This window comes from Amycolatopsis sp. NPDC104775 (genome assembly GCF_055583325.1).
Genome location: NZ_JBVJOE010000001.1, coordinates 1,425,022 through 1,448,404, shown reverse-complemented (window position 1 = coordinate 1,448,404; position 23,383 = coordinate 1,425,022). Strand labels below are relative to the sequence as shown.

General features: G+C 70.8%; 21 protein-coding genes. 19 read left to right on the top strand and 2 right to left on the bottom strand.

Annotated features, from left to right (window positions below; translation table 11 throughout):
• The first annotated feature begins 38 nt into the window (after nt 1-38).
• The 3 genes from aroB to ACZ63D_RS06300 all read left to right on the top strand — a co-directional run bounded on the left by aroB (nt 39) and on the right by ACZ63D_RS06300 (nt 3,502).
• Entirely contained in the window at nt 39-1,154 is a 1,116-nt protein-coding gene (gene aroB / locus ACZ63D_RS06310; RefSeq protein ID WP_465353228.1) for a 3-dehydroquinate synthase, read from the top strand.
• On the top strand, nt 1,151-1,582 hold the full coding sequence (gene aroQ / locus ACZ63D_RS06305; RefSeq protein ID WP_465353227.1) for a type II 3-dehydroquinate dehydratase: 432 nt from the start codon (nt 1,151-1,153) through the stop codon (nt 1,580-1,582). The genes aroB and aroQ overlap by 4 nt, the downstream gene beginning before the upstream one ends.
• Nucleotides 1,583-2,011: 429 nt before the next feature.
• Nucleotides 2,012-3,502 (top strand): glycoside hydrolase family protein, encoded by a 1,491-nt coding sequence (locus ACZ63D_RS06300; protein ID WP_465353704.1) that lies wholly within the window; start codon nt 2,012-2,014, stop codon nt 3,500-3,502.
• On the opposite strand, the gene ACZ63D_RS06295 is transcribed toward ACZ63D_RS06300, so the two are convergent.
• Complete coding sequence (locus tag ACZ63D_RS06295; protein ID WP_465353226.1) at nt 3,426-4,025, bottom strand: B-4DMT family transporter; 600 nt, start codon at nt 4,023-4,025, stop codon at nt 3,426-3,428. The two genes, ACZ63D_RS06300 and ACZ63D_RS06295, sit on opposite strands and share 77 nt — an antisense overlap.
• Nucleotides 4,026-4,119: 94 nt before the next feature.
• On the opposite strand from ACZ63D_RS06295, the gene ACZ63D_RS06290 reads away from it, so the two are divergent.
• The 3 genes from ACZ63D_RS06290 to nusB are packed head-to-tail and all read left to right on the top strand — an operon-like array spanning nt 4,120 to nt 6,282.
• Nucleotides 4,120-5,217, top strand: coding sequence for a M24 family metallopeptidase (locus ACZ63D_RS06290; protein ID WP_465353225.1), 1,098 nt, complete (start codon nt 4,120-4,122; stop codon nt 5,215-5,217).
• 43 nt (nt 5,218-5,260) lie between these two features.
• A complete protein-coding gene (gene efp / locus ACZ63D_RS06285; protein ID WP_009075786.1) occupies nt 5,261-5,824 on the top strand; it encodes an elongation factor P in 564 nt (187 codons plus the stop codon).
• Nucleotides 5,824-6,282: a transcription antitermination factor NusB gene (gene nusB / locus ACZ63D_RS06280; RefSeq protein ID WP_465353224.1), complete on the top strand. Its 459-nt coding sequence runs from the start codon at nt 5,824-5,826 to the stop codon at nt 6,280-6,282. Before efp ends, nusB begins: the two co-directional genes overlap by 1 nt.
• 1,479 nt (nt 6,283-7,761) lie before the next feature.
• Here the strand turns inward: nusB and bldD are convergent.
• Nucleotides 7,762-8,250 carry a transcriptional regulator BldD gene (bldD, locus tag ACZ63D_RS06275; protein ID WP_003096372.1) on the bottom strand — a complete coding sequence of 163 codons (489 nt, stop codon included), beginning with the start codon at nt 8,248-8,250 and terminating at the stop codon, nt 7,762-7,764.
• A gap of 261 nt (nt 8,251-8,511) precedes the next feature.
• Here bldD and pyrR point away from each other — a divergent pair, with 261 nt between their 5' ends.
• The 13 genes from pyrR to ACZ63D_RS06210 all read left to right on the top strand — a co-directional run bounded on the left by pyrR (nt 8,512) and on the right by ACZ63D_RS06210 (nt 23,355).
• Nucleotides 8,512-9,108, top strand: coding sequence for a bifunctional pyr operon transcriptional regulator/uracil phosphoribosyltransferase PyrR (gene pyrR / locus ACZ63D_RS06270; protein ID WP_406629558.1), 597 nt, complete (start codon nt 8,512-8,514; stop codon nt 9,106-9,108).
• Nucleotides 9,105-10,037 (top strand): aspartate carbamoyltransferase catalytic subunit, encoded by a 933-nt coding sequence (locus tag ACZ63D_RS06265; RefSeq protein WP_465353223.1) that lies wholly within the window; start codon nt 9,105-9,107, stop codon nt 10,035-10,037. The genes pyrR and ACZ63D_RS06265 overlap by 4 nt, the downstream gene beginning before the upstream one ends.
• Nucleotides 10,034-11,320: a dihydroorotase gene (locus ACZ63D_RS06260; protein ID WP_465353222.1), complete on the top strand. Its 1,287-nt coding sequence runs from the start codon at nt 10,034-10,036 to the stop codon at nt 11,318-11,320. Before ACZ63D_RS06265 ends, ACZ63D_RS06260 begins: the two co-directional genes overlap by 4 nt.
• Complete coding sequence (locus ACZ63D_RS06255) at nt 11,320-11,823, top strand: PH-like domain-containing protein (protein ID WP_465353221.1); 504 nt, start codon at nt 11,320-11,322, stop codon at nt 11,821-11,823. The genes ACZ63D_RS06260 and ACZ63D_RS06255 overlap by 1 nt, the downstream gene beginning before the upstream one ends.
• Entirely contained in the window at nt 11,775-12,947 is a 1,173-nt protein-coding gene (carA, locus tag ACZ63D_RS06250; protein WP_465353220.1) for a glutamine-hydrolyzing carbamoyl-phosphate synthase small subunit, read from the top strand. Before ACZ63D_RS06255 ends, carA begins: the two co-directional genes overlap by 49 nt.
• Entirely contained in the window at nt 12,947-16,264 is a 3,318-nt protein-coding gene (gene carB, locus ACZ63D_RS06245) for a carbamoyl-phosphate synthase large subunit (RefSeq protein ID WP_465353219.1), read from the top strand. The genes carA and carB overlap by 1 nt, the downstream gene beginning before the upstream one ends.
• A complete protein-coding gene (gene pyrF / locus ACZ63D_RS06240) occupies nt 16,261-17,103 on the top strand; it encodes an orotidine-5'-phosphate decarboxylase (RefSeq protein ID WP_465353218.1) in 843 nt (280 codons plus the stop codon). The genes carB and pyrF overlap by 4 nt, the downstream gene beginning before the upstream one ends.
• 107 nt (nt 17,104-17,210) lie before the next feature.
• On the top strand, nt 17,211-17,528 hold the full coding sequence (gene mihF / locus ACZ63D_RS06235; protein ID WP_465353217.1) for an integration host factor, actinobacterial type: 318 nt from the start codon (nt 17,211-17,213) through the stop codon (nt 17,526-17,528).
• Nucleotides 17,525-18,196, top strand: a complete 672-nt coding sequence (gene gmk, locus ACZ63D_RS06230) for a guanylate kinase (protein WP_465353216.1) — start codon at nt 17,525-17,527, stop codon at nt 18,194-18,196. The genes mihF and gmk overlap by 4 nt, the downstream gene beginning before the upstream one ends.
• The gene (rpoZ, locus tag ACZ63D_RS06225; protein ID WP_101434577.1) at nt 18,193-18,462 is read left to right on the top strand and encodes a DNA-directed RNA polymerase subunit omega; all 270 of its coding nucleotides are present in this window, start codon (nt 18,193-18,195) and stop codon (nt 18,460-18,462) included. The genes gmk and rpoZ overlap by 4 nt, the downstream gene beginning before the upstream one ends.
• Complete coding sequence (coaBC, locus tag ACZ63D_RS06220; RefSeq protein WP_465353215.1) at nt 18,455-19,687, top strand: bifunctional phosphopantothenoylcysteine decarboxylase/phosphopantothenate--cysteine ligase CoaBC; 1,233 nt, start codon at nt 18,455-18,457, stop codon at nt 19,685-19,687. Before rpoZ ends, coaBC begins: the two co-directional genes overlap by 8 nt.
• An 89-nt stretch (nt 19,688-19,776) precedes the next feature.
• Complete coding sequence (metK, locus tag ACZ63D_RS06215; protein ID WP_465353214.1) at nt 19,777-20,979, top strand: methionine adenosyltransferase; 1,203 nt, start codon at nt 19,777-19,779, stop codon at nt 20,977-20,979.
• 276 nt (nt 20,980-21,255) lie between these two features.
• On the top strand, nt 21,256-23,355 hold the full coding sequence (locus tag ACZ63D_RS06210; protein ID WP_465353213.1) for a primosomal protein N': 2,100 nt from the start codon (nt 21,256-21,258) through the stop codon (nt 23,353-23,355).
• The last annotated feature ends 28 nt before the right edge of the window (nt 23,356-23,383 follow it).

The window sequence follows — 23,383 nt, the reverse complement described above, 5'->3', positions numbered from 1 at the left end:
GCCCAGGACCGCCGGGTCCGGGAGCAGTGAGGAGAACCGTGTCCGCCACCCCGCCCGTCCGGATCCGGGTCGCTACCGCGCAGCCGTACGACGTGCTCGTGGGGCGCGGCCTGCTCGGCGAACTCACCGAGCAGCTCGCCGACGCGTCGAAGGTCGCGCTGATCCATCCGCCGACGCTCACCGCCACCGCCGAAGCCGTGCGCGACGAGCTGGCCGCGGCCGGGCTGGACGCGCATCGCGTCGAGATTCCCGACGCGGAGGACGGCAAGGCCTTCTCGGTCGCCAGCTTCTGCTGGGAAGTCCTCGGCCGGATCGGGCTGGACCGGCGCGGCGTGGTCGTCGCGCTCGGCGGCGGGGCGGTCACCGACCTCGCCGGGTTCGTCGCGGGCACCTGGATGCGCGGCGTCCGGCTGGTGAACGTGCCGACGACGCTGCTCGGCATGGTCGACGCGGCGGTCGGCGGGAAGACCGGGATCAACACCGAGGCGGGCAAGAACCTCGTCGGCGTCTTCCACGAGCCCTCCGCCGTCCTCGTCGACCTCGCGACGCTGGAATCCTTGCCGCGCAACGAACTCGTCGCCGGGATGGCCGAGATCGTCAAGACCGGGTTCATCGCCGACCCGCGAATCCTCGAGCTGATCGAGGCCGACCCGGAGCAGGCGCTCGACCCGGCGGGCGACGTGCTGGCCGAACTCGTCCGCCGCTCGATCCAGGTGAAGGCCGACGTCGTCGCGGCCGACCTGCGCGAATCCGACCTGCGCGAAATCCTCAACTACGGCCATACCCTCGGCCACGCCATCGAACGCCGCGAGCGCTACCGGTGGCGCCACGGCGCCGCGGTCAGCGTCGGCCTGGTGTTCGCGGCGGAGCTGGCCCGGCTGGCCGGACGTCTCGACGACGCCACCGCCGACCGGCACGCCGCCGTGCTCAAACTGATCGGCCTGCCCACCACCTACGACCCGGACGCGCTGGGCCAGCTGCTGGAAACCATGAAGGGCGACAAGAAAACCCGCTCCGGCGTACTGCGGTTCGTCGTCCTCGACGGGCTCGGCAAACCGGGCCGCCTGGAAGGCCCCGACCCGTCGCTGCTCGCCGCCGCGTACTCGGCCATCGCCGCTGAGCCCAAGGAAAACGGCGGGAGCGTGCTGCTGTGAAGGCGTTCGTGTTCAACGGCCCCAACCTCGGCAGGCTGGGCAAGCGCGAGCCGGACGTCTACGGCTCCACCACGCACGACGACCTCGCCCGGCTGTGCGTCGAGACCGGACAGGAGCTGGGCCTCGACGTCGAGGTGCGGCAGACCGACCACGAAGGCGAACTGGTCGGCTGGCTGCACGAGGCGGCCGACGCGGGCGCACCGGTCGTGCTGAACGCCGGAGCCTGGACGCACTACTCGATCGCCGTTCGCGACGCCGCCGCCCAGCTCACCGCGCCGCTGATCGAACTGCACATCAGCAACGTGCACAAGCGCGAAGAATTTCGGCACCACAGCGTGCTTTCCGACATCGCCACCGGGGTGATCGCCGGTCTCGGCGTGGATGGTTACGGGCTGGCGTTGCGCTGGATTGCGGCGCATTCGTCCTGAGCAGGCGGCTGGGAACCGGTGTGGTTCCGGGCAGCACCGCGCGCTTTCCGGTGTCGCTACCAGGGTGGTCGCTGGTCTCGGCGTGGATGGTTACGGGCTGGCGCTGCGCTGGATCGCGCACACTCGTCCTGACCTCGCGTTAGACGCTGCTGCCGGGCGGTTCCGGTGCCGCGGCGGGCTTTCCGGCATCACGACCAGGGTGCGGCCGCTGGGGGTGGAGGCGAGGGCCGTAACCCCGGGGTCGTGAACGTTCGTGCCGGTTAGAACCGGCATTGCCGCTCACGAGACCGGTGCCGAAAAGCAACCCCTTGGCAAACCCGCCGCCTGACCGGCGGATGCGCGACGTGGTTCACCCATCCGGTGCCGCTGTCGCTACACTCGGCGATCATGCACCCGTTTCGTCGTGGGGGTCGGCGACCCGTGCGTCAGCTGCTCTCGCTGCTGATCGCCGGTTCTCTTGTTTCCGGGTGCAGCCAGACGATGGCCCAGCCGCAGGCCGAGGGCAACGGTCACGGCGGCATCGCGGGCGGGGCGCCTCAGCCCTCGCAGGATCCGCCGAGGGCGGCGGACGTCGCGCTCGCCACGGGAGCCAGCCGGCAGAGCGGCGGCGTGGTGGCTGCCGGGGCCGTGGACGCGGTCTACAACTACGGGCCGACCGTGATGGTCGAGAACGGCCGCACCCGGATCTGGTGGTGCAGCCAGTACAGCAGCGCCCCGCCGCCGGGCGACGACATCCTCTACGCCGAAGGTCCCTCGGCCGACGGGCCGTTCACTGGACCGGGTGGCGGCGCTCCCGCGGCGGTGCTGTCCGGCGCGCCCGGCAATTTCGACGGCATGCACACCTGCGATCCGTCCGTTCTCCGCGTCGGCGGCACGTACTTCCTGTACTACACCGGCGCGGCGGGCGATCACGCGCTCGGCAACGCGATCGGCATGGCCACCAGCCCGGACGGCATCCACTGGACCCGTTCGAACGGCGGCAAACCGATCCTCGGCGCGTCGCACGACGTCCACCGCGACAACGTCTACGGCGCGGGCCAGCCCTCGGTGGTCTTCCTCGACGGCTGGTACTACCTGATGTTCACCGACACCACCGGCCGCGCGGCGGGCTGGAACGGGGCGGGCCAGTTCGTCGTCCGGGCGCACGATCCGGCGTTCCGCGAGGGCGTGGAAGCGTTGGGGGAGAAGGGTTTCGAGCCCACCGCGTCGACCGCCGCGCCGCGGACCCGGTCGGTGGTCGACGCGTTCAGCGTGGACCTGGAGTGGGTCGGCGCGCTCGACGCTTTCGCCATCGCGCACGAAACCGCGGACGGCACCACGATCACGTTCTGGGACCGCGATTTCACGATGCAGCCGTACAAACCCGTCGTGATCCCCGGCGCGTGGAAGGAAGGCCCCGGCCTCGTCCGCCGTCCCGACGGGCACGCGCCGACCTCGGTCAGCGATCCGTGCGACCTGGTCTCGCTGGACGTCGTGCGCGCCACCGAAATCGGACCGGCGGGCGCGCCGACCGGGCTCAAACACTTCGGGCTCGACGTGAAAGGCGCGGGCGGCTGCTCGACCCCGTCGCGCACCACGGCGACTTTCGACGGCGTGGCGATGCCTTCCCCGGACCGCATGATCGACCTCTACCGGCGCGGCGAACGCATCCGGATCGACCGGCGTTCAGTCGCCGCGGTGCTCGCCGGGGAACTGGTGAACCGGCCGCTGCCGCAGGTGCCGGAAGTCCCGGTGAAAACGCGCCTGCGGTCGGGCGCGACCGTCGTGCACGCGTACGGCCGCGGCTACGGCATGGTGCTCGACGGGCTGCTTTACGGCTTGCCGGACACGGCGATCGTGTCGCTCAACGGTTCCGGGGTGCAGGAGATCGACCCGCAACAGTGGGACGCCGCCGCGCGCGGTTTGCCGCTGGGCGGCTGACCGGCGACGGCTTCGGGGCGGTTCGCGGGGTCGGGCTCGGCGGGAGTTCGAGTTCGCCGGAACGGCTGCCGGTGCCGTCTTCGTCCTCGTCGTCCGGCTCCGGTCCAGGCTCGGGATCGTCTTCCTCCGCCGGCCGCCGCATCCGGCCGCCGACGAACAGCCCCAGCCCGGCGGGCACCAGCACGAGCAGCGCGGAGAACGCCGCCCCGCCGGTGAGCGCGGCTCCTAGTTCGGAAACCCCGGTCTGATCGACGAAAACCGCCCGCCCGATCACGTAGAGAACGCCCGAGCACACGCCCGCGACCAGGGAGGCGATGAACCACGCGCGCCCTCTGTCGCGCAGGCCGCGCCAGCCGTCGATCGCGCTCCACAGCGCCGCGAGGCCGACCAGCACGGCGATGGTGAGCGACGTGAACAGCGTCTGGCCGGTCGGGTGGAACACGGACCACTTGGCGAGCAGCGTCATCGCGGCGGCGTGCACGACCGCCATGACCAGCCCGCGCGTCAACCAGGCACCCAGCATGGACGGAGTGTAGGCGCGCCGAAGTTAACCGCCAGTAGGCCGTCCTTCCGCCGTGCCGGAACCGGGTCCGGAACGCGCTCGTTAAGCTGGCCGGGTGCCGGAAATCCACGCTCATCGCCGTGCCGCGCTCGCCGCCCTGCTCCACGAGAACGGGGTCGACGCGCTGCTGGTCACCGACCTGCTCAACATCCGCTACCTGACCGGGTTCACCGGGTCGAACGCCGCGCTGCTGCTGCACGCGGGCGGCGACGCGAAGACCCTGTTCTGCACCGACGGGCGCTACACGACCCAGTCGGAATCCGAGGTGCCCGACCTGGAACGCGTCCTCGACCGCGCCAGCGCCCGCGCGCTCGCGGCACGCGCGGCGGACCAGCTCGCGGACTACGGCCGCACCGGGTTCGAGAGCCAGCACGTGAGCGTCGAGGAGCACGAGCACCTCAAGGTGCGTTTCGACCGCGTCGAACTGGTCCGTACGCCGGGCCTGATCGAGCAGTTGCGGGTGGTCAAGGACGAGGTCGAGATCGCCGCCCTGCGCGCCGCGTGCGCCGCCGCCGACCGCGCACTGGCCGACCTGATCGAGGCCGGGGGAGTGCGGCCGGGCCGGACCGAGCTGGAAGTGGCCCGCGACCTGGAGAACCGGATGCTGGAGCACGGTTCGTCCGGGATCTCCTTCGAATCCATCGTCGCCGCCGGGCCGAACTCGGCGATCCCGCACCACCGCCCGACCGGGGCCGAACTGCGCCGCGGCGACTTCGTGAAGTTCGACTTCGGCGCCACGGTCGACGGCTACCACTCGGACATGACCCGCATGGTCGTCATCGGCGAGCCCGCGGACTGGCAGCGCGAGATCTACGACCTCGTGCACCGCGCGCAGGCAGCGGGCACCGAGGCGGTCCGTCCCGGCGCTGTGGTGTCCGAAGTGGACGCCGCGGCGCGCTCGGTGATCGCCGACGCCGGGTACGGAGAGCAGTTCGCGCACGGTCTCGGCCACGGCGTCGGGCTGGAGGTGCATGAGGCACCGAGTCTCGCCGCGACGGGCGTCGGTACACTGTCCGCCGGTATGGCGGTCACCGTCGAACCCGGCGTGTACCTCGCGGGGCGCGGTGGCGTGCGCATCGAGGACACGCTCGTCGTGCGGGACTCCGGACCCGAACTCCTCACCCTGAGCACCAAGGACCTCGTGGCCGTCTGACGGCCGCGGCCGAAGAGATCGAACACAGGAGACCTGAAGACTCGTGGCCACCACCAACGACCTGAAGAACGGACTCGTCCTCAACCTGGACGGCCAGCTGTGGAGCGTCACCGCGTTCCAGCACGTCAAGCCGGGCAAGGGCGGCGCCTTCGTGCGCACCACGCTCAAGCACGTGCTGACCGGGAAGGTCGTCGACAAGACCTTCAACGCGGGCACGAAGGTCGAGACCGCCACGGTGGACCGCCGGAACATGACGTACCTGTACAAGGACGGCGCGGACTTCGTCTTCATGGACGGCGACACCTACGACCAGATCACCGTGCCCGCCGAGACCGTCGGCGACAACGCGAACTACATGCTCGAGAACACCGAGGTCCAGGTCGCGGTGCACGAGAACGAGCCGCTGTACGTCGAGCTGCCGACCTCGGTCGAGCTGGTCATCCAGCACACCGACCCGGGCCTGCAGGGCGACCGCTCCACCGGCGGCACCAAGCCGGCGACGCTCGAGACCGGCGCGGAGATCCAGGTCCCGCTGTTCCTCTCGACCGGCGAGAAGATCAAGGTCGACACCCGCGACGGCCGGTACCTCGGCCGCGTCTCCAGCTGATGGCGGACAAGCTCCCCCCGCACCCGAACCGCGGCGGCGCGATCAGCAGGCGCCAGGCGCGCCGGCGCGCGGTCGAGATGCTGTACGAGGCCGCTCAGCGGTCCGCCGACCCGGTCACGCTGCTGGCCGACCGGGTCGGCGCGGTCGAGGTCGACCCGATCGCGGACTACACGATCGCCGTCGTGGAAGGCGTCACGACCCACCGCGGGCGGATCGACGAACTCCTCGCGGAACACTCGCAGGGCTGGACTCTCGAGCGGATGCCACCGGTCGACCTGGCGGTGCTGCGCGTCGGCGTCTACGAGATGCTGTGGTCGGCGGACGTCCCCGACGCGGTCGCGATCGACGAAGCGGTCGGCCTCGCGAAGGAACTTTCGACGGACGACTCGCCCCGGTTCATCAACGGCGTCCTCGGCCGCATCGGCACGATCGCCGACCGGCTGCGCGCGGTTCTGTAACCCCAGGGTTCGGTAGCCGGGGGTAACCCGGCTGGGGGAAAGCGGCACCTGAATGGCCGCTCCCTGATCGAGTTACGGCCGGACCGCGGCGGCCGATGCGAGGGGCGGTCCGGGAGAAAATTGATCACCGAGCGGAATCAGAACCGGTCGGCGGGTGTCTTTCGCGGCCGGTGTCGCGGCGTTTCGGCGGGTGTTGGGGAGCGGTCGTCCGGGACTCGCTGCGGTGAGTGAGCAGTCTGCCGGAACGTTCCCGGTGTTGTGGCAGAACCGCGTGCCTGGTTGGGGAATCCGGTGCGGTGCGGTGGGAATCGCTACGGAAATCCGTGGAAACTTTGAGGCGCCAGCGCTTTCGGCGATGCGCGAGAAAGCGGTTGCCGGGAGCGGACATCGCTCGACGCCGGGATTGCTAGCTACGTCAGGAGAATCCGCCCGGAACTCCGGAATCCGGAGCTGAGGAGTGGCCGGATGACGAAACGGGTTCGGCGGCGCGGCCTAGGGTGAGGAATTGGCTGCGGCGGCGAGGAGCGGACCTGGCGGCGAGCCTGGAGCGCGGGAGCGGCTGGGCAGCGAAAACAGGCTCGCGGGAGCGGCTGGGCAGCGGAAACGGGCTCGGCGGTGCGGCTGGGGTGGGGAATCAGCCGGGGCGGGGATAAACAGACCTGGCAGTGGGCTTGGAGCGGGGGAGCTGCTGGGCGGCGAAAGCAGGCTCAGCGGCTGGGGTGAGGAAAGTCGGCTCGGCGATGCAGTCCAGACCGGGGAGCAGCAGGGGCGGGGAAACAGTGCCCTGTGAAGCGGCCCGGAGCGCGGCATTGGCCGGAGCGGTGAAAAAGACCTGGTGGCGGGCCGAAACGGCGAGCGGCCGGGGCGAGAAAAATCCCGCTCGGCGATGCAGTCCAGGTCAGGAGCAGCAGGGGCGAGGAAACAGTGCCCTGCGAAGCGGTCCGGAGCGCGGCATTGGCCGGGGTGGTGAAAAAGGCCTGGTGGCGGGGCCTGAAATGGTGAGCGGCCGGGGCGAGGAAACCCCGCTCGGCGATGCAGGCCAGAGCAGGAAGCAGCCAGGGCGGGGAAACAGTCCCCAGCGAAGCGGCCCGGAGCGCGGAATCGGCCGGGCCGGGAAAGACCTGGTGGCGGGGCTCAAAACGACGAGCGGCCGAGGCGGAGAAACAAGTCCGGCGGCGCGGCCCAGAGCGGGAATCGGCCGGAGCGAAGAAATAGTCCCCGGCGGCACGGCCCGGAGCGGGAAATGCGGCGAACCCCGGATCCATCCCATTCCCGGCAGAACCGGGCGCGGGGAATTCCGGCGGTTCCCCAGGCCAGAACAACACAGGTCAGCGGCAACCGGCATCGACCGAGGTCAGCCAGGGTGGAAACGGCTGAGTTCCGGCGGACGGAGCGTCACCCGAAGCGCGGCGGGCGTTCCCGGTTCCCCGGGTGCGGGAAGCCCGCCGCGTCGTGCACGGCCGTTGCCGCCATCAGTGCTCAGTCCTCTTTGGACGGGCGGGCTTCCGGCGGGAGGACGCCCCAGTCGATGAGCTGCTCGGTCAGCTCTCCGGGGGTCATGTCGTAGATGATGGCGAGCGAGCGCAGGTCCTCGGTGCGGATGGAGAGCACCTTGCCGTTGTAGTCGCCGCGCTGGCTCTGGATCGTGGCCGCGTAGCGGGCGAGCGGGCCGACCTTCTCCGCGGGCAGCTGCTGGAGCCGCTCCAGGTTGATCACGATCTTCGTGGCGGGCTCGGCTCCCGAGGGCACCCGGCCCTCCGGCAGCAGTTCGACCACCGGCACGCCGTAGAAGTCCGCCAGCTCGGCCAGCTTCTGGACGGTGACCGCCCGGTCGCCGCGCTCGTACGAGCCGACCACGACGGCCTTCCAGCGTCCGCCGGACTTCTGCTCGACCCCGTGCAGGGACAGGCCTTGCTGCTGGCGGATCCCGCGGAGCTTGGCCCCGAGCGCCTTGGCGTAATCGCCCATCTGGTGGTTCTCCGTTTCATCGCCCCTGCCCGGCCGGGAGGACCGGAGCCGGGGACTCCTCGAGTCGAATACTCAGAGTAATGGTTACGCATAGTTGTCACCAGGTCAAGCAGAAGGTCGGTCCGCGCAGGTGGCGGCCGTGCGCGTACCACCCGGAAGACTGATTGACCGCTCCTGCTACTGTCGGTGCGGTTTCCGGCAGCTGCCGGTTGCCGACGTCCTTTAAGGACCCGTCCAGAGAGGCGGGGAAGGAGGTCCGCCTTGTCGTCACGTCCGCGTGGCGCGGCGGAGCCGGCGGGAGAGCGCGAGCTGCTTTCTGCCGGTGATGTCGCGCGCACGATCGCGAGGATGGCCCACCAGGTCATCGAGAAGACCGCTCTCGGAGCCGGTCCGCCGGAGCAGTACCCGGTGCTGCTCGGCATCCCCACCCGCGGCACTCCGCTGGCCGCGCGCCTCGCCGGGAAGATCGGCGAATTCGCCGGGGCCGAGCCGCCGCACGGCGCCCTCGACGTCACCCTTTACCGCGACGATCTCCGCCGCCGCCCGCCGCGCGCGCTCGAACAGACGCAGCTGCCGCCGGACGGGATCGACAACCGGGTCGTCATCCTCGTCGACGACGTCCTGTTCTCCGGCCGCACCATCCGCGCCGCTCTCGACGCCCTGCGCGACCACGGCCGCCCGCGTGCCGTCCAGCTCGCCGTGCTCGTCGACCGCGGGCACCGCGAGCTGCCGATCCGCGCCGACTACGTCGGCAAGAACGTGCCCACCGCGCGCGCCGAAGGCGTCTCCGTGCTGCTGTCCGAAACCGACGGCCGGGACGCGGTGCTGCTGCGCGCGCCGGAAGGAGAAACCCGGTGAAGCACCTGCTCGCCACCGACGGGCTCGACGCGGACACCGCGACCGCCGTGCTCGACACCGCCGACGAGCTCAAGCACACGCTGCTCGGCCGCGAGGTCAAGAAGCTGCCGACGCTGCGCGGCCGCACCGTGATCACGCTGTTCTACGAAAACTCCACGCGCACCCGGGTGTCGTTCGAGATCGCCGGGAAGTGGATGAGCGCGGACGTGATCAACGTCTCGGCGTCCAGTTCCTCGGTGAACAAGGGCGAATCCCTGCGGGACACCGCGCTCACGCTGGCCGCCGCGGGCGCCGACTGCGTGATCATCCGGCACCCCGCCTCGGGAGCCGCGCACCGGCTGTCCGGCTGGCTCGCTGGGCCGGGCACCGCGGTGGTCAACGCGGGCGACGGAATGCACGAGCACCCCACGCAGGCGCTGCTGGACGCGGCGACGCTGCGCGAACGCCTCGGGTCGCTGAAAGACCGGCGGATCGCGATCGTCGGCGACGTCCTGCACAGCCGAGTCGCCCGCTCGAACATCCACCTGCTCAGCACCCTCGGCGCGGAGGTGGTGCTCGTGGCACCGCCGACGCTGCTGCCGGTCGGCGTGGAGAAGCTGCCGGTCACGGTCTCGCACGACCTCGACGCCGAGCTTCCCGCGGTCGACGCGGTGATGATGCTGCGCGTCCAGGCCGAGCGCATGCACGGGGGCTTTTTCCCCTCCGCGCGCGAGTATTCGATCTCCTACGGCCTGAACGCGCGTCGCCAGGCGCTGCTGCCGGACCACGCCGTCGTGCTGCACCCCGGCCCGATGCTGCGCGGCATGGAGATCTCCTCCGCGGTCGCGGATTCCCCCTCCTCAGCCATTACCGAACAGGTCCGCAACGGCGTGCACGTGCGCATGGCGGTCCTCTACCACCTCCTGGCCAGTGAAGGAGCTGCCGCGTGAGCATCGTGATCAAGGGTGCCCGCCCGTACGGCGAGGGCGAGCCGGTGGACGTCCTGATCGAAGACGGCGTGATCGCCGCGATCGGCAAGGTGAGCGTTCCCGAGGGCGCCGAGGTGCTCGACGCCAAGGGCCAGGTCCTCCTGCCCGGGTTTGTCGACCTGCACACGCACTTGCGCGAGCCGGGCCGCGAAGACACCGAGACGATCGACACCGGTTCCGCCGCGGCCGCGCTGGGCGGTTACACCGCCGTGTTCGCCATGGCCAACACCGATCCGGTCGCCGACAACGCGCTTGTCACCGACCACGTGTGGCGGCGCGGGCAGGAGGTCGGCCTGGTCGACGTCCACCCGGTCGGCGCGGTCACAGTCGGGCTCAAGGGCGAGAAGCTCGCCGAACTGGGCACAATGGCCAAGGGCTCCGCGGCGGTGCGCGTCTTCTCTGACGACGGCGTGTGCGTGGCGGACCCGCTGCTGATGCGCCGCGCGCTGGAGTACTCGACCGCGCTCGACGCGGTGATCGCCCAGCACGCCGAGGAACCGCGGCTCACCGTCGGCGCGCAGGCGCACGAAGGCGAGCAGGCGTCGCGGCTGGGCTACGCGGGCTGGCCGGCGGCGGCGGAAGAGTCGATCGTCGCGCGCGACTGCCTGCTGGCGCTGCACGCGAACGCGCGGCTGCACGTCTGCCACGTCTCCACCGCGGGCACGGTCGACGTCCTGCGCTGGGCGAAGGAACGCGGCACGAAGGTCTCGGCCGAGGTCACGCCGCACCACCTGCTGCTGACCGACGACCGGCTGGAGACCTACGACCCGGTCAACAAGGTCAACCCGCCGCTGCGCACCGGCGGCGACGCGGAGAAGCTGCGCGCCGCGCTGGCCGAGGGCGTCGTGGACTGCGTCGCCACCGACCACGCGCCGCACGCCCCGCAGGACAAGGACACCGAATGGGCCGCGGCCCGGCCCGGCATGCTCGGCCTGCAGACCGCGCTCTCGGTGGTCGTCGAGACGATGGTAAAGACCGGCCTGCTCGACTGGCGCGGCGTCGCGCGCGTGATGAGCGAACGGCCCGCGGAGGTCGGGAACCTGGCCGGGCACGGCCGTCCGATCGAGGCGGGCGAACCGGCGAACCTGACGCTGGTCGACCCGGACGCCGAATGGACCGTGCGCGGGGCCGAACTGGCCAGCATCGCGGCCAACACCCCGTACGAGGGAATGCGGTTGCCCGGCGTGGTGACGGCGACCCTGCTGCGCGGGCGGATCACCGCGCGCGAGGGGAAGATCTGCTGATGGAGCGGTTGCTGCTGACGCTGGGCATCGTCGCCTTCTTCCTGCTGTGCCTGTGGGGCATGTGGGTGGGCTGGCGGCGCAAGGCGCGTTCCCAGAGCGCGCGGATCGCGCCGTTCCCGGAGATCCCCGCCGACGCCGGCGAGTTCCAGCTGGAATCGACCGGCGTGTACGTGGGCACCACGACCGCGGGCAACTGGCAGGACCGCGTCGTCACGCGAGGCGCGGGCCCGCGGTCCGGCGCGGTCTGGCGGCTGCACCCGGACGGGGTGGCCGTGGAACGCGGCGGGCTGCCGGACTTCTGGATCCCGCGCGCCTCGATCACCGGGATCCGCCGCGATTCCCGGCTCGCCGGGAAAGTCACCGGCACCGACGTGCTGCTGGTCGTCACCTGGCAGCTCGGCGACGTCGCGCTGGACACCGGATTCCGCGGCGACGACTTGGCCGACTATCCACAATGGATCGAAGAGCTTTCCGATCACGACATCAAGGGAGGTGCCCAGTGAGCACCGGCACTCGCGGCCCCGCCGCCCTGGTTCTCGAAGACGGCCGGGTGTTCCGCGGCGCGGCGTACGGCGCGCGCGGGCGGACCCTCGGCGAGGCGGTGTTCTGCACCGGCATGACGGGGTACCAGGAAACGCTGACGGATCCGTCGTACCACCGGCAGATCGTGGTGCAGACCGCACCGCAGATCGGCAACACCGGCTGGAACGACGAGGATGACGAATCGTCCCGGATCTGGGTTTCCGGTTACGTGGTGCGGGATCCCGCGCGCACGCCGTCGAGCTGGCGGGCCAAGCGCACGCTGGACGACGAACTGGTGCGCCAGGGCGTGGTCGGGATTTCCGAAGTGGACACCCGGACGCTGACGCGGCACCTGCGCGAGCAGGGCGCGATGCGCGCGGGCGTGTTCTCGGGCGACGCTTTGGGCAGCGACGAGCAGATGGTCGCGGAGGTCCTGGCGAGCCCGCAGATGAAGGGCGCGGACCTCGCGGGCGAGGTGTCCACCGAGCGGCCGTATGTCGTTGCGGCGCAAGGGGAAAAGCGATTCCGGGTCGCGGCGCTGGACTTGGGGATCAAGTCGAACACGCCGCGGCTGATGACGCAGCGGGGCATCGAGGTGCACGTGCTGCCGTCGAGCACGAGCGCGGAGGATCTGCTGGCGCTGGAGCCGGACGGGGTGTTCCTGTCCAACGGACCCGGTGACCCGGCGACGACCGAGCACGCGACTGCGTTGACGAAAACCGTTCTGGAGCAGCGGATTCCGTTGTTCGGCATCTGCTTCGGCAACCAGATCCTCGGCCGCGCCTTGGGTTTGGGGACGTACAAGATGCGCTACGGGCACCGGGGCATCAACATCCCGGTGATCGACGTGGCGACCGGGCGGGTCGCGATCACCGCGCAGAACCACGGTTTCGCTCTCGAGGGCGAGCCGGGCCAGCGGTTCGATTCCCCTTACGGGGCCGCGCAAATCAGCCACTACTGCCCGAACGACGACACGGTCGAGGGCGTGCGCGCCTTCGACGTCCCGGCGTTTTCCGTGCAGTACCACCCCGAAGCGGCGGCGGGTCCGCACGACGCCGCGCCGCTGTTCGACGAGTTCGTTGAGTTGATGGAGAAGAAGGCCTGATGCCGAAGAGGACGGACATCCAGCACGTGCTGGTGATCGGCTCCGGGCCGATCGTGATCGGGCAGGCGGCCGAGTTCGACTACTCGGGCACGCAGGCCTGCCGGGTGCTGCGGGCCGAGGGCCTGCGCGTGAGCCTGGTGAACTCGAATCCGGCGACGATCATGACGGACCCGGAGTTCGCGGACGCGACCTACATCGAGCCGGTGACGCCGGACTTCGTGGAGAAGGTCATCGCGGCGGAGCGGCCGGACGCGCTGCTGGCCACGCTGGGCGGGCAGACCGCGCTGAACTGCGCGGTGGCGCTGCACGAGCGCGGCGTGCTGGAGAAGTACGGCGTCGAGCTGATCGGCGCGGACATCGACGCGATCCAGCGCGGCGAGGACCGGCAGAAGTTCAAGGACATCGTGCGCACGGTCGGCGCGGACGTCCCGCGGTCGCGGGTGTGCCACGACATGGACGAGGTCCGCGCGACGGTCGCGGAACTGGGCCTGCCGGTGGTGATCCGGCCGTCGTTCACCATGGGCGGCCTGGGCTCGGGCATGGCGCACACCCCGGAGGACCTGGAGCGGCTGGCCTCGACCGGGCTGGCGGAGTCCCCGGTGACCGAGGTGCTGATCGAGGAGAGCGTGCTCGGCTGGAAGGAGTACGAGCTCGAGCTGATGCGCGACAAGCACGACAACGTGGTGGTCGTGTGCTCGATCGAGAACGTGGACGCGATGGGCGTGCACACCGGCGACTCGGTCACCGTCGCGCCGACGATGACGCTGACCGACCGCGAGTACCAGGTGATGCGCGACGTCGGCATCGCGGTGCTGCGCGAGGTCGGAGTGGACACCGGCGGCTGCAACATCCAGTTCGCGTTCAATCCCGAGGACGGCCGGATGGTCGTGATCGAGATGAACCCGCGCGTGTCCCGTTCGTCCGCGCTGGCGTCGAAGGCGACCGGTTTCCCGATCGCGAAGATCGCGGCGAAGCTGGCGATCGGCTACACCCTCGACGAGATCCGCAACGACATCACCGGCGAGACCCCGGCCTCGTTCGAGCCCGCGCTCGACTATGTCGTGGTGAAGGTGCCGCGGTTCGCGTTCGAGAAATTCCCCGGCGCGGACCCGACGCTGACCACGACGATGAAGTCGGTCGGCGAGGCGATGTCGTTCGGCCGCAGCTTCCCCGAAGCGCTCGGGAAGGCGATGCGGTCGATCGAGACCAAGGCGACCGGGTTCTGGACGCTGCCCGACCCCGAGGGCGTCACGCTGGAGTCCACTTTGGACTCGCTGCGCACGCCGCACGAGGGACGGCTCTACGAGGTCGAGCGCGCGCTGCGGCTGGGCGCGACCGTGCAGCAGGTGCACGAGGCGAGCGGCATCGACCCGTGGTTCATCGACCAGATCGCGCTGATCGGCGAGGTCGGCGCGGAGGTCCGCGACGCACCGGTGCTGGACGGGGACCTGCTGCGGCGGGCGAAGCGCACCGGTCTGTCAGACCGGCAGATCGCCGCGCTGCGCCCGGAACTCGCGGGCGAGGACGGCGTGCGCGCGCTGCGCCACCGGCTGGGCGTGCGGCCGGTGTTCAAGACGGTCGACACCTGCGCGGCGGAGTTCGCGGCGAAGACGCCGTACCACTACTCGGCCTACGAGACCGACCCCGCCGCGACGTCGGAGGTCGCGGTCCAGAGCGACAAGCCGAAGGTGCTGATCCTCGGGTCGGGGCCGAACCGGATCGGGCAGGGCATCGAGTTCGACTACTCCTGCGTGCACGCGGCGATCGCGTTGCGCGAGGCCGGGTTCGAGGCCGTGATGGTCAACTGCAACCCGGAAACCGTCTCGACCGACTACGACACGAGCGACCGGCTGTACTTCGAGCCGCTGTCGTTCGAGGACGTGCTGGAGGTCGTGCACGCCGAGCAGCAGTCCGGCACGGTGGCCGGCGTGATCGTGCAGCTGGGCGGGCAGACCCCGCTCGGGCTCGCGCAGCGGCTGGCCGACGCCGGGGTGCCGGTGGTCGGGACGCCGCCGGAGGCGATCGACCTGGCCGAGGACCGCGGCGCGTTCGGCGAGGTGCTGGCCGAGGCCGGGCTCCCCGCGCCGAAGTACGGCACGGCGACCTCGTTCGAGGGCGCGAAGCGGATCGCCGACGAGATCGGCTACCCGGTCCTGGTCCGCCCGTCCTACGTGCTGGGCGGGCGCGGCATGGAGATCGTCTACGACGAGGAGTCCCTGGCCGGCTACATCCGCCGCGCCACCGAGGTCACGCCCGAGCACCCGGTGCTGGTGGACCGGTTCCTCGACGACGCGATCGAGATCGACGTGGACGCCCTGTTCGACGGCGAGGACCTCTACCTCGGCGGCGTCATGGAGCACATCGAGGAAGCCGGCATCCACTCCGGCGACTCCTCCTGCGCCCTGCCGCCGATCACGCTCGGCGCGCAGGATCTCGAGGCGGTTCGCCGCTCCACCGAGGCCATCGCCCGCGGCGTCGGCGTCCGCGGCCTGCTGAACGTGCAGTACGCGCTCAAGGACGACGTCCTCTACGTCCTGGAAGCCAACCCGCGCGCCTCGCGGACGGTCCCGTTTGTCTCCAAGGCCACCGCGGTCCCGCTCGCGAAGGCCGCGGCGCTGGTGATGACCGGCTCCACGATCAAGGATCTGCGCGCTTCCGGCGTGCTGCCCGCCGAGGGCGACGGCGGCCGGATGCCCGCCGATTCCCCGGTCGCGGTCAAGGAAGCCGTGCTGCCGTTCCACCGGTTCCGCACCCCCGAGGGACACGGCGTCGACTCCCTGCTCGGCCCGGAAATGAAATCGACCGGCGAGGTCATGGGCGTCGACACCTCGTTCGGGAAAGCATTCGCGAAATCGCAGAGCGGGGCCTACGGATCCCTTCCCACCTCGGGCCGGGTTTTCGTCTCCGTCGCCAACCGCGACAAGCGCTCGCTGGTCTTCCCGGTCAAGCGGCTGGCCGATCTCGGCTTCGAGATCCTGGCCACCACCGGCACCGCGGAAGTGTTGCGGCGCAACGGAGTCGCGTGTTCGGTGGTGCGCAAGCACTCCGAGCCGGACCCGGGCACCGGCGAGCCGAACATCGTCGACGTGATCCTCGCCGGCGACGTCGACATGGTCATCAACACGCCGTACGGAAACAGCGGGCCGCGCGTGGACGGTTACGAAATCCGTACTGCCGCGGTCTCGCGCGACATTCCGTGCATCACCACGGTGCAGGGCGCCGCGGCGGCCGTGCACGGCATCGAAGCGCTTATCCGCGGCGACATCGGCGTGCGCAGCCTGCAGGACCTCCAGGCGGCGCTCAAGGCGAAGTCGTGACCGCGCGGTTCGGGGCCCGGCTTGCCGAAGCGGTGGCCGCGCGCGGGCCGCTGTGCGCTGGGATCGACCCGCATCCGGGCCTGATCGAGGCGTGGGGCCTGCCGCTCGACGCGAGCGGGCTCGAACGTTTCGCGCTCAGCGCCGCGGAAGCGCTGGGCGAGGTGGCGGCGATCGTGAAGCCGCAGTCGGCGTTCTTCGAAGCGTTCGGGTCCGCCGGGGTGGCGGTGCTCGAACGCGTCGTAGACGTCGCTCACGACGCCGGAGCGCTCGTCCTGCTGGACGTGAAGCGCGGCGACATCGGTTCCACCATGGCGGCCTATACGGCGGCGTACGTAGCCGAGAAGGCGGCTTTGACCGCCGACGCGGCCACGGTGTCGCCGTACCTCGGCTTCGGTGCGCTCGACGCGGCTGTCGCGGCGGCGCGCGAAGCGGGCAACGGGCTCTTCGTGCTCGCGCGCACGTCGAATCCGGAAGCGAACGCGTTGCAGAGCGCGCGGCTCGAAGACGGCCGTACGGTCGCTCAGAGCGTCGTAGACGCTGCTGCGGACCACAACGCAGGTGCTGAGCCCTACGGCGACGTCGGCGTGGTCGTAGGGGCCACTGTGGCTCCTGGGGAAGTCGATCTGAGCCGGCTCAACGGACCGGTGCTCGCGCCCGGTTTCGGGGCGCAGGGGGCGACTGAGGCGGATTTGCGGGCAGTTTTCGGGGACGGGCTCCCCGGCCTGCTCCCGGCGTCCTCCCGCGACCTGCTGCGGCACGGCCCGGACACCGCCGCGTTACGCCGTGCGGCCCAAGAGGTGAACGGCCGGTTGGACCGGTCGCGCGGAAAAGGCCAATAGCAGGCCCCGGAATCGCGCTCCACCAGCCACCCCCGCATTGTGGCCCCTGCTCAGGGGTGGGTACCGTCGCGTCACCCACCCAGATGTGAGAACTACCGGAGGAAAACGTGGCACTTCCCCAGCTGACAGAGGAACAGCGTGCTGCGGCGCTGGAGAAGGCCGCCGCCGCCCGCCGCATCCGTGCTGAGCTGAAGGAGCGGCTGAAGCGGGGCGGTACCACTCTGGTCGACGTGCTGAAGCAGGCCGAGGAGAACGAAATCCTCGGCAAGATGAAGGTTTCGGCCTTGCTCGAGGCGCTCCCCGGCGTCGGCAAGGTCCGTGCCCAGCAGACGATGGAACGACTGGAGATCGCCCCCAGCCGCAGGCTCCGCGGGCTCGGCGACCGGCAGCGCAAGGCGCTGCTGGCCGAGTTCAGCGGCGAGTGAGCGGCGTCGGTCAGGACTACCCGGTGACCCGGGGCGCCGACCGCGGCAGTGAGCCGGTGGCGGGGGACATCTCCCGCCCCCGGCTCACGGTCGTCTCCGGCCCTTCCGGCGTCGGGAAGTCGAGTGTGGTGGGACAGCTGCGCCGGCTCGAGCCGAACCTGTACTTCAGCGTTTCGGTGACGACGCGGGCGCCGCGGCCGGGCGAGGTCGACGGAAACCATTACCACTTCGTGGATTCCGCCGAATTCGACCGGATGGTGGCCGGGAACCGGCTGCTGGAATGGGCCGAGTTCGCGGGCAACCGGTACGGGACGCCGCGCGAGCCGGTGGAGAAGGCGCTCGCGCAGGGCCGTCCGGCGGTGCTGGAGATCGAGCTGCAGGGCGCCCGCCAGGTCCGGGCCGCGATGCCGGAAGCCCGGCTGGTCATGCTGATGCCGCCGTCGTGGGAGGAACTGGTCGGCAGGCTCACCGGCCGGGGCACCGAGACCGAGGCCGCGGTGGCCGCCCGGCTGGCCGAGGCGGAACGCGAACTGGCCGCGGCCGGGGAGTTCGACGAACGGGTCGTGAACGCCGACGTCGAGGTCGCCGCGCGGCGGTTGCTAGACTTGATTACCGGCGGTGGCGATTCTGCCGCCGATCGATGTGACGATACGGAGCAGCACGAGTGACTGTGCAACAGGCGACGCTGGAAGAGCTCGAAGGCATCACCAACCCGCCTATCGACGACCTGCTCGACAAGGTGTCCTCGAAGTACGCGCTGGTGATCTACTCGGCCAAGCGGGCCCGGCAGATCAACGACTACTACGCGCAGCTGGGCGAGGGCCTGCTGGAGTACGTGGGACCGCTGGTCGAGCCCGGCCCCCGCGAGAAGCCGCTGTCGATCGCGCTGCGCGAGATCCACGGCGGGCTGCTCGAGCACACCGAGGGTGAATGACGCCAGGCCCAGGGTCGTCCTGGGCGTGGGCGGCGGCATCGCCGCCTACAAGGCGTGCGAGGTCCTGCGGGGCCTCACCGAATCCGGGCACGACGTCCGCGTCGTGCCCACCGAGGCCGCGCTGAACTTCGTCGGCGCGGCGACCTTCGAGGCACTGTCCGGCAACCCGGTGCACACCGGGGTCTTCACCGAGGTGCCCGAGGTGCAGCACGTGCGGGTCGGCAAAGAGGCCGACCTCGTGCTGGTCGTCCCGGCGACCGCGAACCTGCTGGCCAAGGCCGCGCACGGGCTCGCCGACGACCTCCTGACGAACACCCTGCTCACCGCCCGGTGCCCGGTCGCCTTCTTCCCGGCGATGCACACCGAGATGTGGGAGCACCCGGCCACCCGCGACAACGTGGCGCTGCTGCGCTCGCGCGGCCTGGTCGTCACAGAACCCGCGGCGGGCAGGCTGACCGGCGTCGACACCGGCAAGGGACGGCTCGCCGACCCGGCTGAGATCGTCGACCTGGCCCGGCTGCTGCTCGCCGAACCGCGCGCGCTGCCGCGAGACCTCGAAGGCCTGCGCGTGGTGATCTCCGCGGGCGGCACCCGCGAACCGCTCGACCCGGTCCGCTATCTGGGCAACCGCTCGTCCGGCAAACAAGGTTTCGCGCTCGCCCGGGTCGCCGCGCAGCGCGGGGCCGAGGTGACGCTGGTCGCCGGGCACACCGATGAACTGCCGTCCCCGGCGGGCGCGACGCTGCACCGCGTCTCCACCGCGGAGGAAATGCGCAAAGCGGTGCACGCCGCCGCGGCGGACGCGGATGTCGTCGTGATGGCCGCCGCGGTCGCGGATTTCCGCCCCGCGACGCTCGCCGACCACAAGATCAAGAAGTCCGACGACAGTCCGGACCCGGTGATCACGCTCGACCGCAACGCCGACATCCTCGCCGAAGTGGTCCAGACCCGGCGGTCCGGGCAGATCGTCGTGGGTTTCGCCGCGGAAACCGGAGACGAGAACGGCAGCGTGCTCGACCACGCCCGCGCGAAGCTCCGCCGCAAGGGTGCGGATCTGCTCGTGGTCAACGCGGTCGGCGACGGCAAGGCTTTCGGCACCGAGGACAATTCGGGCTGGCTGCTCGCCGCGGACGGCACTGAGCAGGTCATTTCGCCGGGAGCGAAAGCCCGCCTGGCGGCCACATTGTGGGATGCCGTAACAGCGTTGCTCGAACGTCGACTCTAGCTACAGGCCCGCTGGGTAGGGTGGGCTGTGCCAGGAGCGCCTGAAATCCGGTGGGGCGCCGAAGCGAGACCGAGGGAAGTGACGAGGTCGTGTCTGCGTCCACGAAAAGGCTGTTCACGTCGGAATCCGTGACCGAGGGCCATCCCGACAAGATCTGTGACGCCATCAGCGACTCGATCCTGGACGGCCTGCTGACCAAGGACCCGCGCAGCCGGGTCGCCGTCGAGACCCTGATCACGACGGGCCAGGTGCACGTCGCGGGAGAGGTGACGACCGAGGCGTACGCGGACATCCCCACCATCGTGCGGGACGTCATCCTGCGCATCGGCTACGACTCGTCGGCCAAGGGCTTCGACGGCAACTCCTGCGGCGTGAACGTCGCGATCGGGTCGCAGTCCCCGGACATCGCCCAGGGCGTCGACACGGCGTACGAGTCGCGGGTGGAATCGGACGAGGACGAGATCAACCGCCAGGGCGCGGGGGATCAGGGCCTGATGTTCGGCTACGCCTGCTCGGACACGCCCGAGCTGATGCCGCTGCCGATCGCGCTCGCGCACCGCCTGTCCCGGCGGCTGACCGCGGTCCGCAAGGACGGCGTGCTGCCGTACCTGCGTCCCGACGGCAAGACCCAGGTCACCATCGAGTACGCGGGCGAACAGCCGGTGCGGCTCGACACCGTTGTCGTGTCCACCCAGCACGCGGACGGGATCGACCTGGAGCAGATGCTCGGCGTCGACGTCCGCAAGCACGTCGTGGAGCCGGAACTGGCCGAGCTGAGCCTGGACACCGACAGCACCCGCCTGCTGGTGAACCCCACCGGCCGCTTCGTGATCGGCGGCCCGATGGGCGACGCCGGGCTCACCGGCCGCAAGATCATCGTCGACACCTACGGCGGCATGGCCCGCCACGGCGGCGGCGCGTTCTCCGGCAAGGACCCGTCCAAGGTGGACCGCTCGGCCGCGTACGCGATGCGCTGGGTGGCCAAGAACGTCGTCGCCGCTGGCTTGGCCGGACGCGTCGAGGTGCAGGTGGCGTACGCGATCGGCAAGGCCGCCCCGGTGGGCCTGTTCGTCGAGACCTTCGGCACCGAGACCGTCGACCCGAGCAAGATCCAGTCGGCCATCAGCGAGGTCTTCGACCTGCGTCCCGCCGCGATCATCCGCGACCTGGACCTGCTGCGCCCGATCTACGCCCCGACCGCCGCGTACGGCCACTTCGGCCGCCCCGACCTGAACCTCCCGTGGGAAAGCACCGCCCGCGCCGACGCACTCCGCTCACTGGCCGGCGCCTGATCTCCACCACAGCAGAAGGGCTCTGTTGCGGGATTTTTCCCGCAACAGAGCCCTTCTCACGTCCGCCGCACCATCCCACCCACCGATCGGTGCACCCAGCCCTGGCCCTGCACCCCGATACGAAGCCTTCTCTGCGGTTCTGGGGTGGTTGTCAAGGCACGCTTTCCCGCCTTGACAACCACCCCAGAACCGTCAGCACACTCAGGCTTCGGGGTGCCCCACCGCACCCTTCCCTCGATACCGGAACCGTCGGACCCATCTGGTAGAGATCTTCTGGTGACCAGCTCCGAACCCGCCCCCCTATGGGACCTCCCGGAGCCTTCCCGCTCCGCCCCGGAGCCGAAGGCCACCCCGGCGAAGAAGCCCGCGCCCAAAACCCGCTCCCGCAAAGGCGCGCAAACCCCCGCCCCCGAACACCCCGTCGCGAAGATCGCCGTCGACATCCCCCTCGCCCACCTCGACCGCACCTTCGACTACCAAGTCCCGGAAAAACTCCACGAATCCGCCGTCCCCGGCTGCCGGGTCCGGGTCCGCTTCGCCGGGCAACTCGTCGACGGCTACCTCATCGAACGCACCGACACGACGGAATACGAACGCAAACTTGCCTACCTGGAACGCGTCACCTCCAGCGAACCAGTTCTGCCCCCTTCGCTGCACGCCGTCTGCCGCTCAGTAGCCGACCGCTACGCCGGAACCCTCTCCGACGTCCTGCGCCTGGCCATCCCGCCCCGGCACGCGAAAGCCGAAGCCGAACCCCCCGCCGAACCGGCCCCCGCCCCAGCCGCTCCAGACGTCTCCGCCTGGTCGCGTTACCCACGCGGCGAAGCCTTCCTGGAAGCGATCGCCGAATCCCGGCAAGCGAACGCGGTCTGGCAAGCCCTCCCCGGCGAAGACTGGCCCCGCCGCCTGGCCGAAGCCGCCGCCACCGCCGCGGCCCAAGGCCGGGGCGCGGTCCTGGTGGTGCCGGACCATCGCGACCTCGCCCGGGTGCACGACGCCTGCGTCGAACTGGTGGGGGAGAACGGCGTCGCCGCGCTGATCGCCGGGCTGGGGCCGGCCGAACGGTACCGGCGCTGGCTTTCCGTGCTGCGCGGCGCGGTTCGCGTCGTCGTCGGCACTCGCGCGGCGATGTTCGCGCCGGTCGCCGATCCGGGCCTGTTCGTCGTGTGGGACGACGGCGACGATCTGCACCTGGATCCGCATGCGCCGTACCCACACGTGCGGGATGTGCTGATGGATCGGGCCCACGCCACGAAATCGGCATTCCTGGTCGGCGGATTCGCCCGGACCGCCGAGGCTCAGCTGCTGGTGGAATCCGGCTGGGCGCAACAGATCCAGGCCGATCGCGCCGAACTCCGGGCCGCGGCCCCGCGCGTGACCCCGGTCGGCGAAGACTTCGACGTGGCGCGCGACGAAGCAGCCCGCGTCGCCCGCTTGCCCGCGGTCGCTTTCGAAGCAGCCCGCCAAGCTTTCGCCGCCGGGCTGCCGGCGTTGGTCCAAGTCCCGCGCCGCGGCTACGTCCCCGGATTGTCCTGCGGCCAATGCCGCACGCCCGCCCACTGCCGCCGCTGCGCCGGTCCGCTCGCGTTGCCCGGCGGTTCGGCCGACGGCGCCCCGCGCCCGCCCGCCTGCCGGTGGTGCGGTGTCCCGGAGACCGGTTTCCGGTGTCCTTCTTGCGGTTCCGTCCGGTTGCGGGCCGTGGTGGTCGGCGCGAAACGCACTGCCGAAGAACTGGGCCGGGCCTTCCCCGGGGTTCCGGTCCGGACCTCCGGCGCCGCCGAAGTCCTCGCGACCGTCCCTGGCCGCCCGGCGCTGGTGGTCTGCACGCCGGGCGCGGAACCGGTCGCCGAAGGCGGGTACGGCGCGGCGCTGCTGCTGGACGGCTGGGCGTTGCTCGGCCGTCAGGATCTGCGCGCGGCGGAAGAAACGCTCCGCCGGTGGATGGCCGCCGGTGCGCTGGTCCGCCCGGCGTCGAGCGGGGGCCGGGTGATCGTCGGCGCGGAATCCGGGCTGGCGGTGGTGCAGGCATTGGTGCGCTGGGACCCGGCCTGGCACGCGAGCCAGGAATTGGAGCAACGCCGGGAACTGGGTTTCCCGCCCGCGACGCGGATGGCGAGCGTCGAGGGAAGCCCGGCCGCGGTGGCGAGCGTGCTGGACGACCTCCCGCTGCCGGACAGCGGCGAGGTGCTCGGCCCGGTCCCGCTGGGCGATTACGACGACGAGGGCAACGCGGAACGAGAGCGAGCGCTGGTGCGCGTAGCCCGCCCGGACGGCCGCGCCCTGGCGACAGTGGTGCGGGACGCGGTGGCCCGCCGCGACGCCCGGAAGGCGGTCGAGCCGGTTCGGGTGCAACTGGATCCGCTGGACCTGATCTAGCCGGTGGTTCGGTGCGGGCCTGGCTGGC

Excerpts from the sequence above, each read along its gene's own strand:
- carA (WP_465353220.1), top strand. The coding sequence starts at position 11,775 with ATGGATCGAAGAGCTTTCCGATCACGACATCAAGGGAGGTGCCCAGTG.
- ACZ63D_RS06295 (WP_465353226.1), bottom strand. The coding sequence starts at position 4,025 with ATGCTGGGTGCCTGGTTGACGCGCGGGCTGGTCATGGCGGTCGTGCAC.
- nusB (WP_465353224.1), top strand. The coding sequence starts at position 5,824 with ATGGCGGACAAGCTCCCCCCGCACCCGAACCGCGGCGGCGCGATCAGC.
- bldD (WP_003096372.1), bottom strand. The coding sequence starts at position 8,250 with ATGGGCGATTACGCCAAGGCGCTCGGGGCCAAGCTCCGCGGGATCCGC.
- carB (WP_465353219.1), top strand. The coding sequence starts at position 12,947 with ATGCCGAAGAGGACGGACATCCAGCACGTGCTGGTGATCGGCTCCGGG.
- ACZ63D_RS06255 (WP_465353221.1), top strand. The coding sequence starts at position 11,320 with ATGGAGCGGTTGCTGCTGACGCTGGGCATCGTCGCCTTCTTCCTGCTG.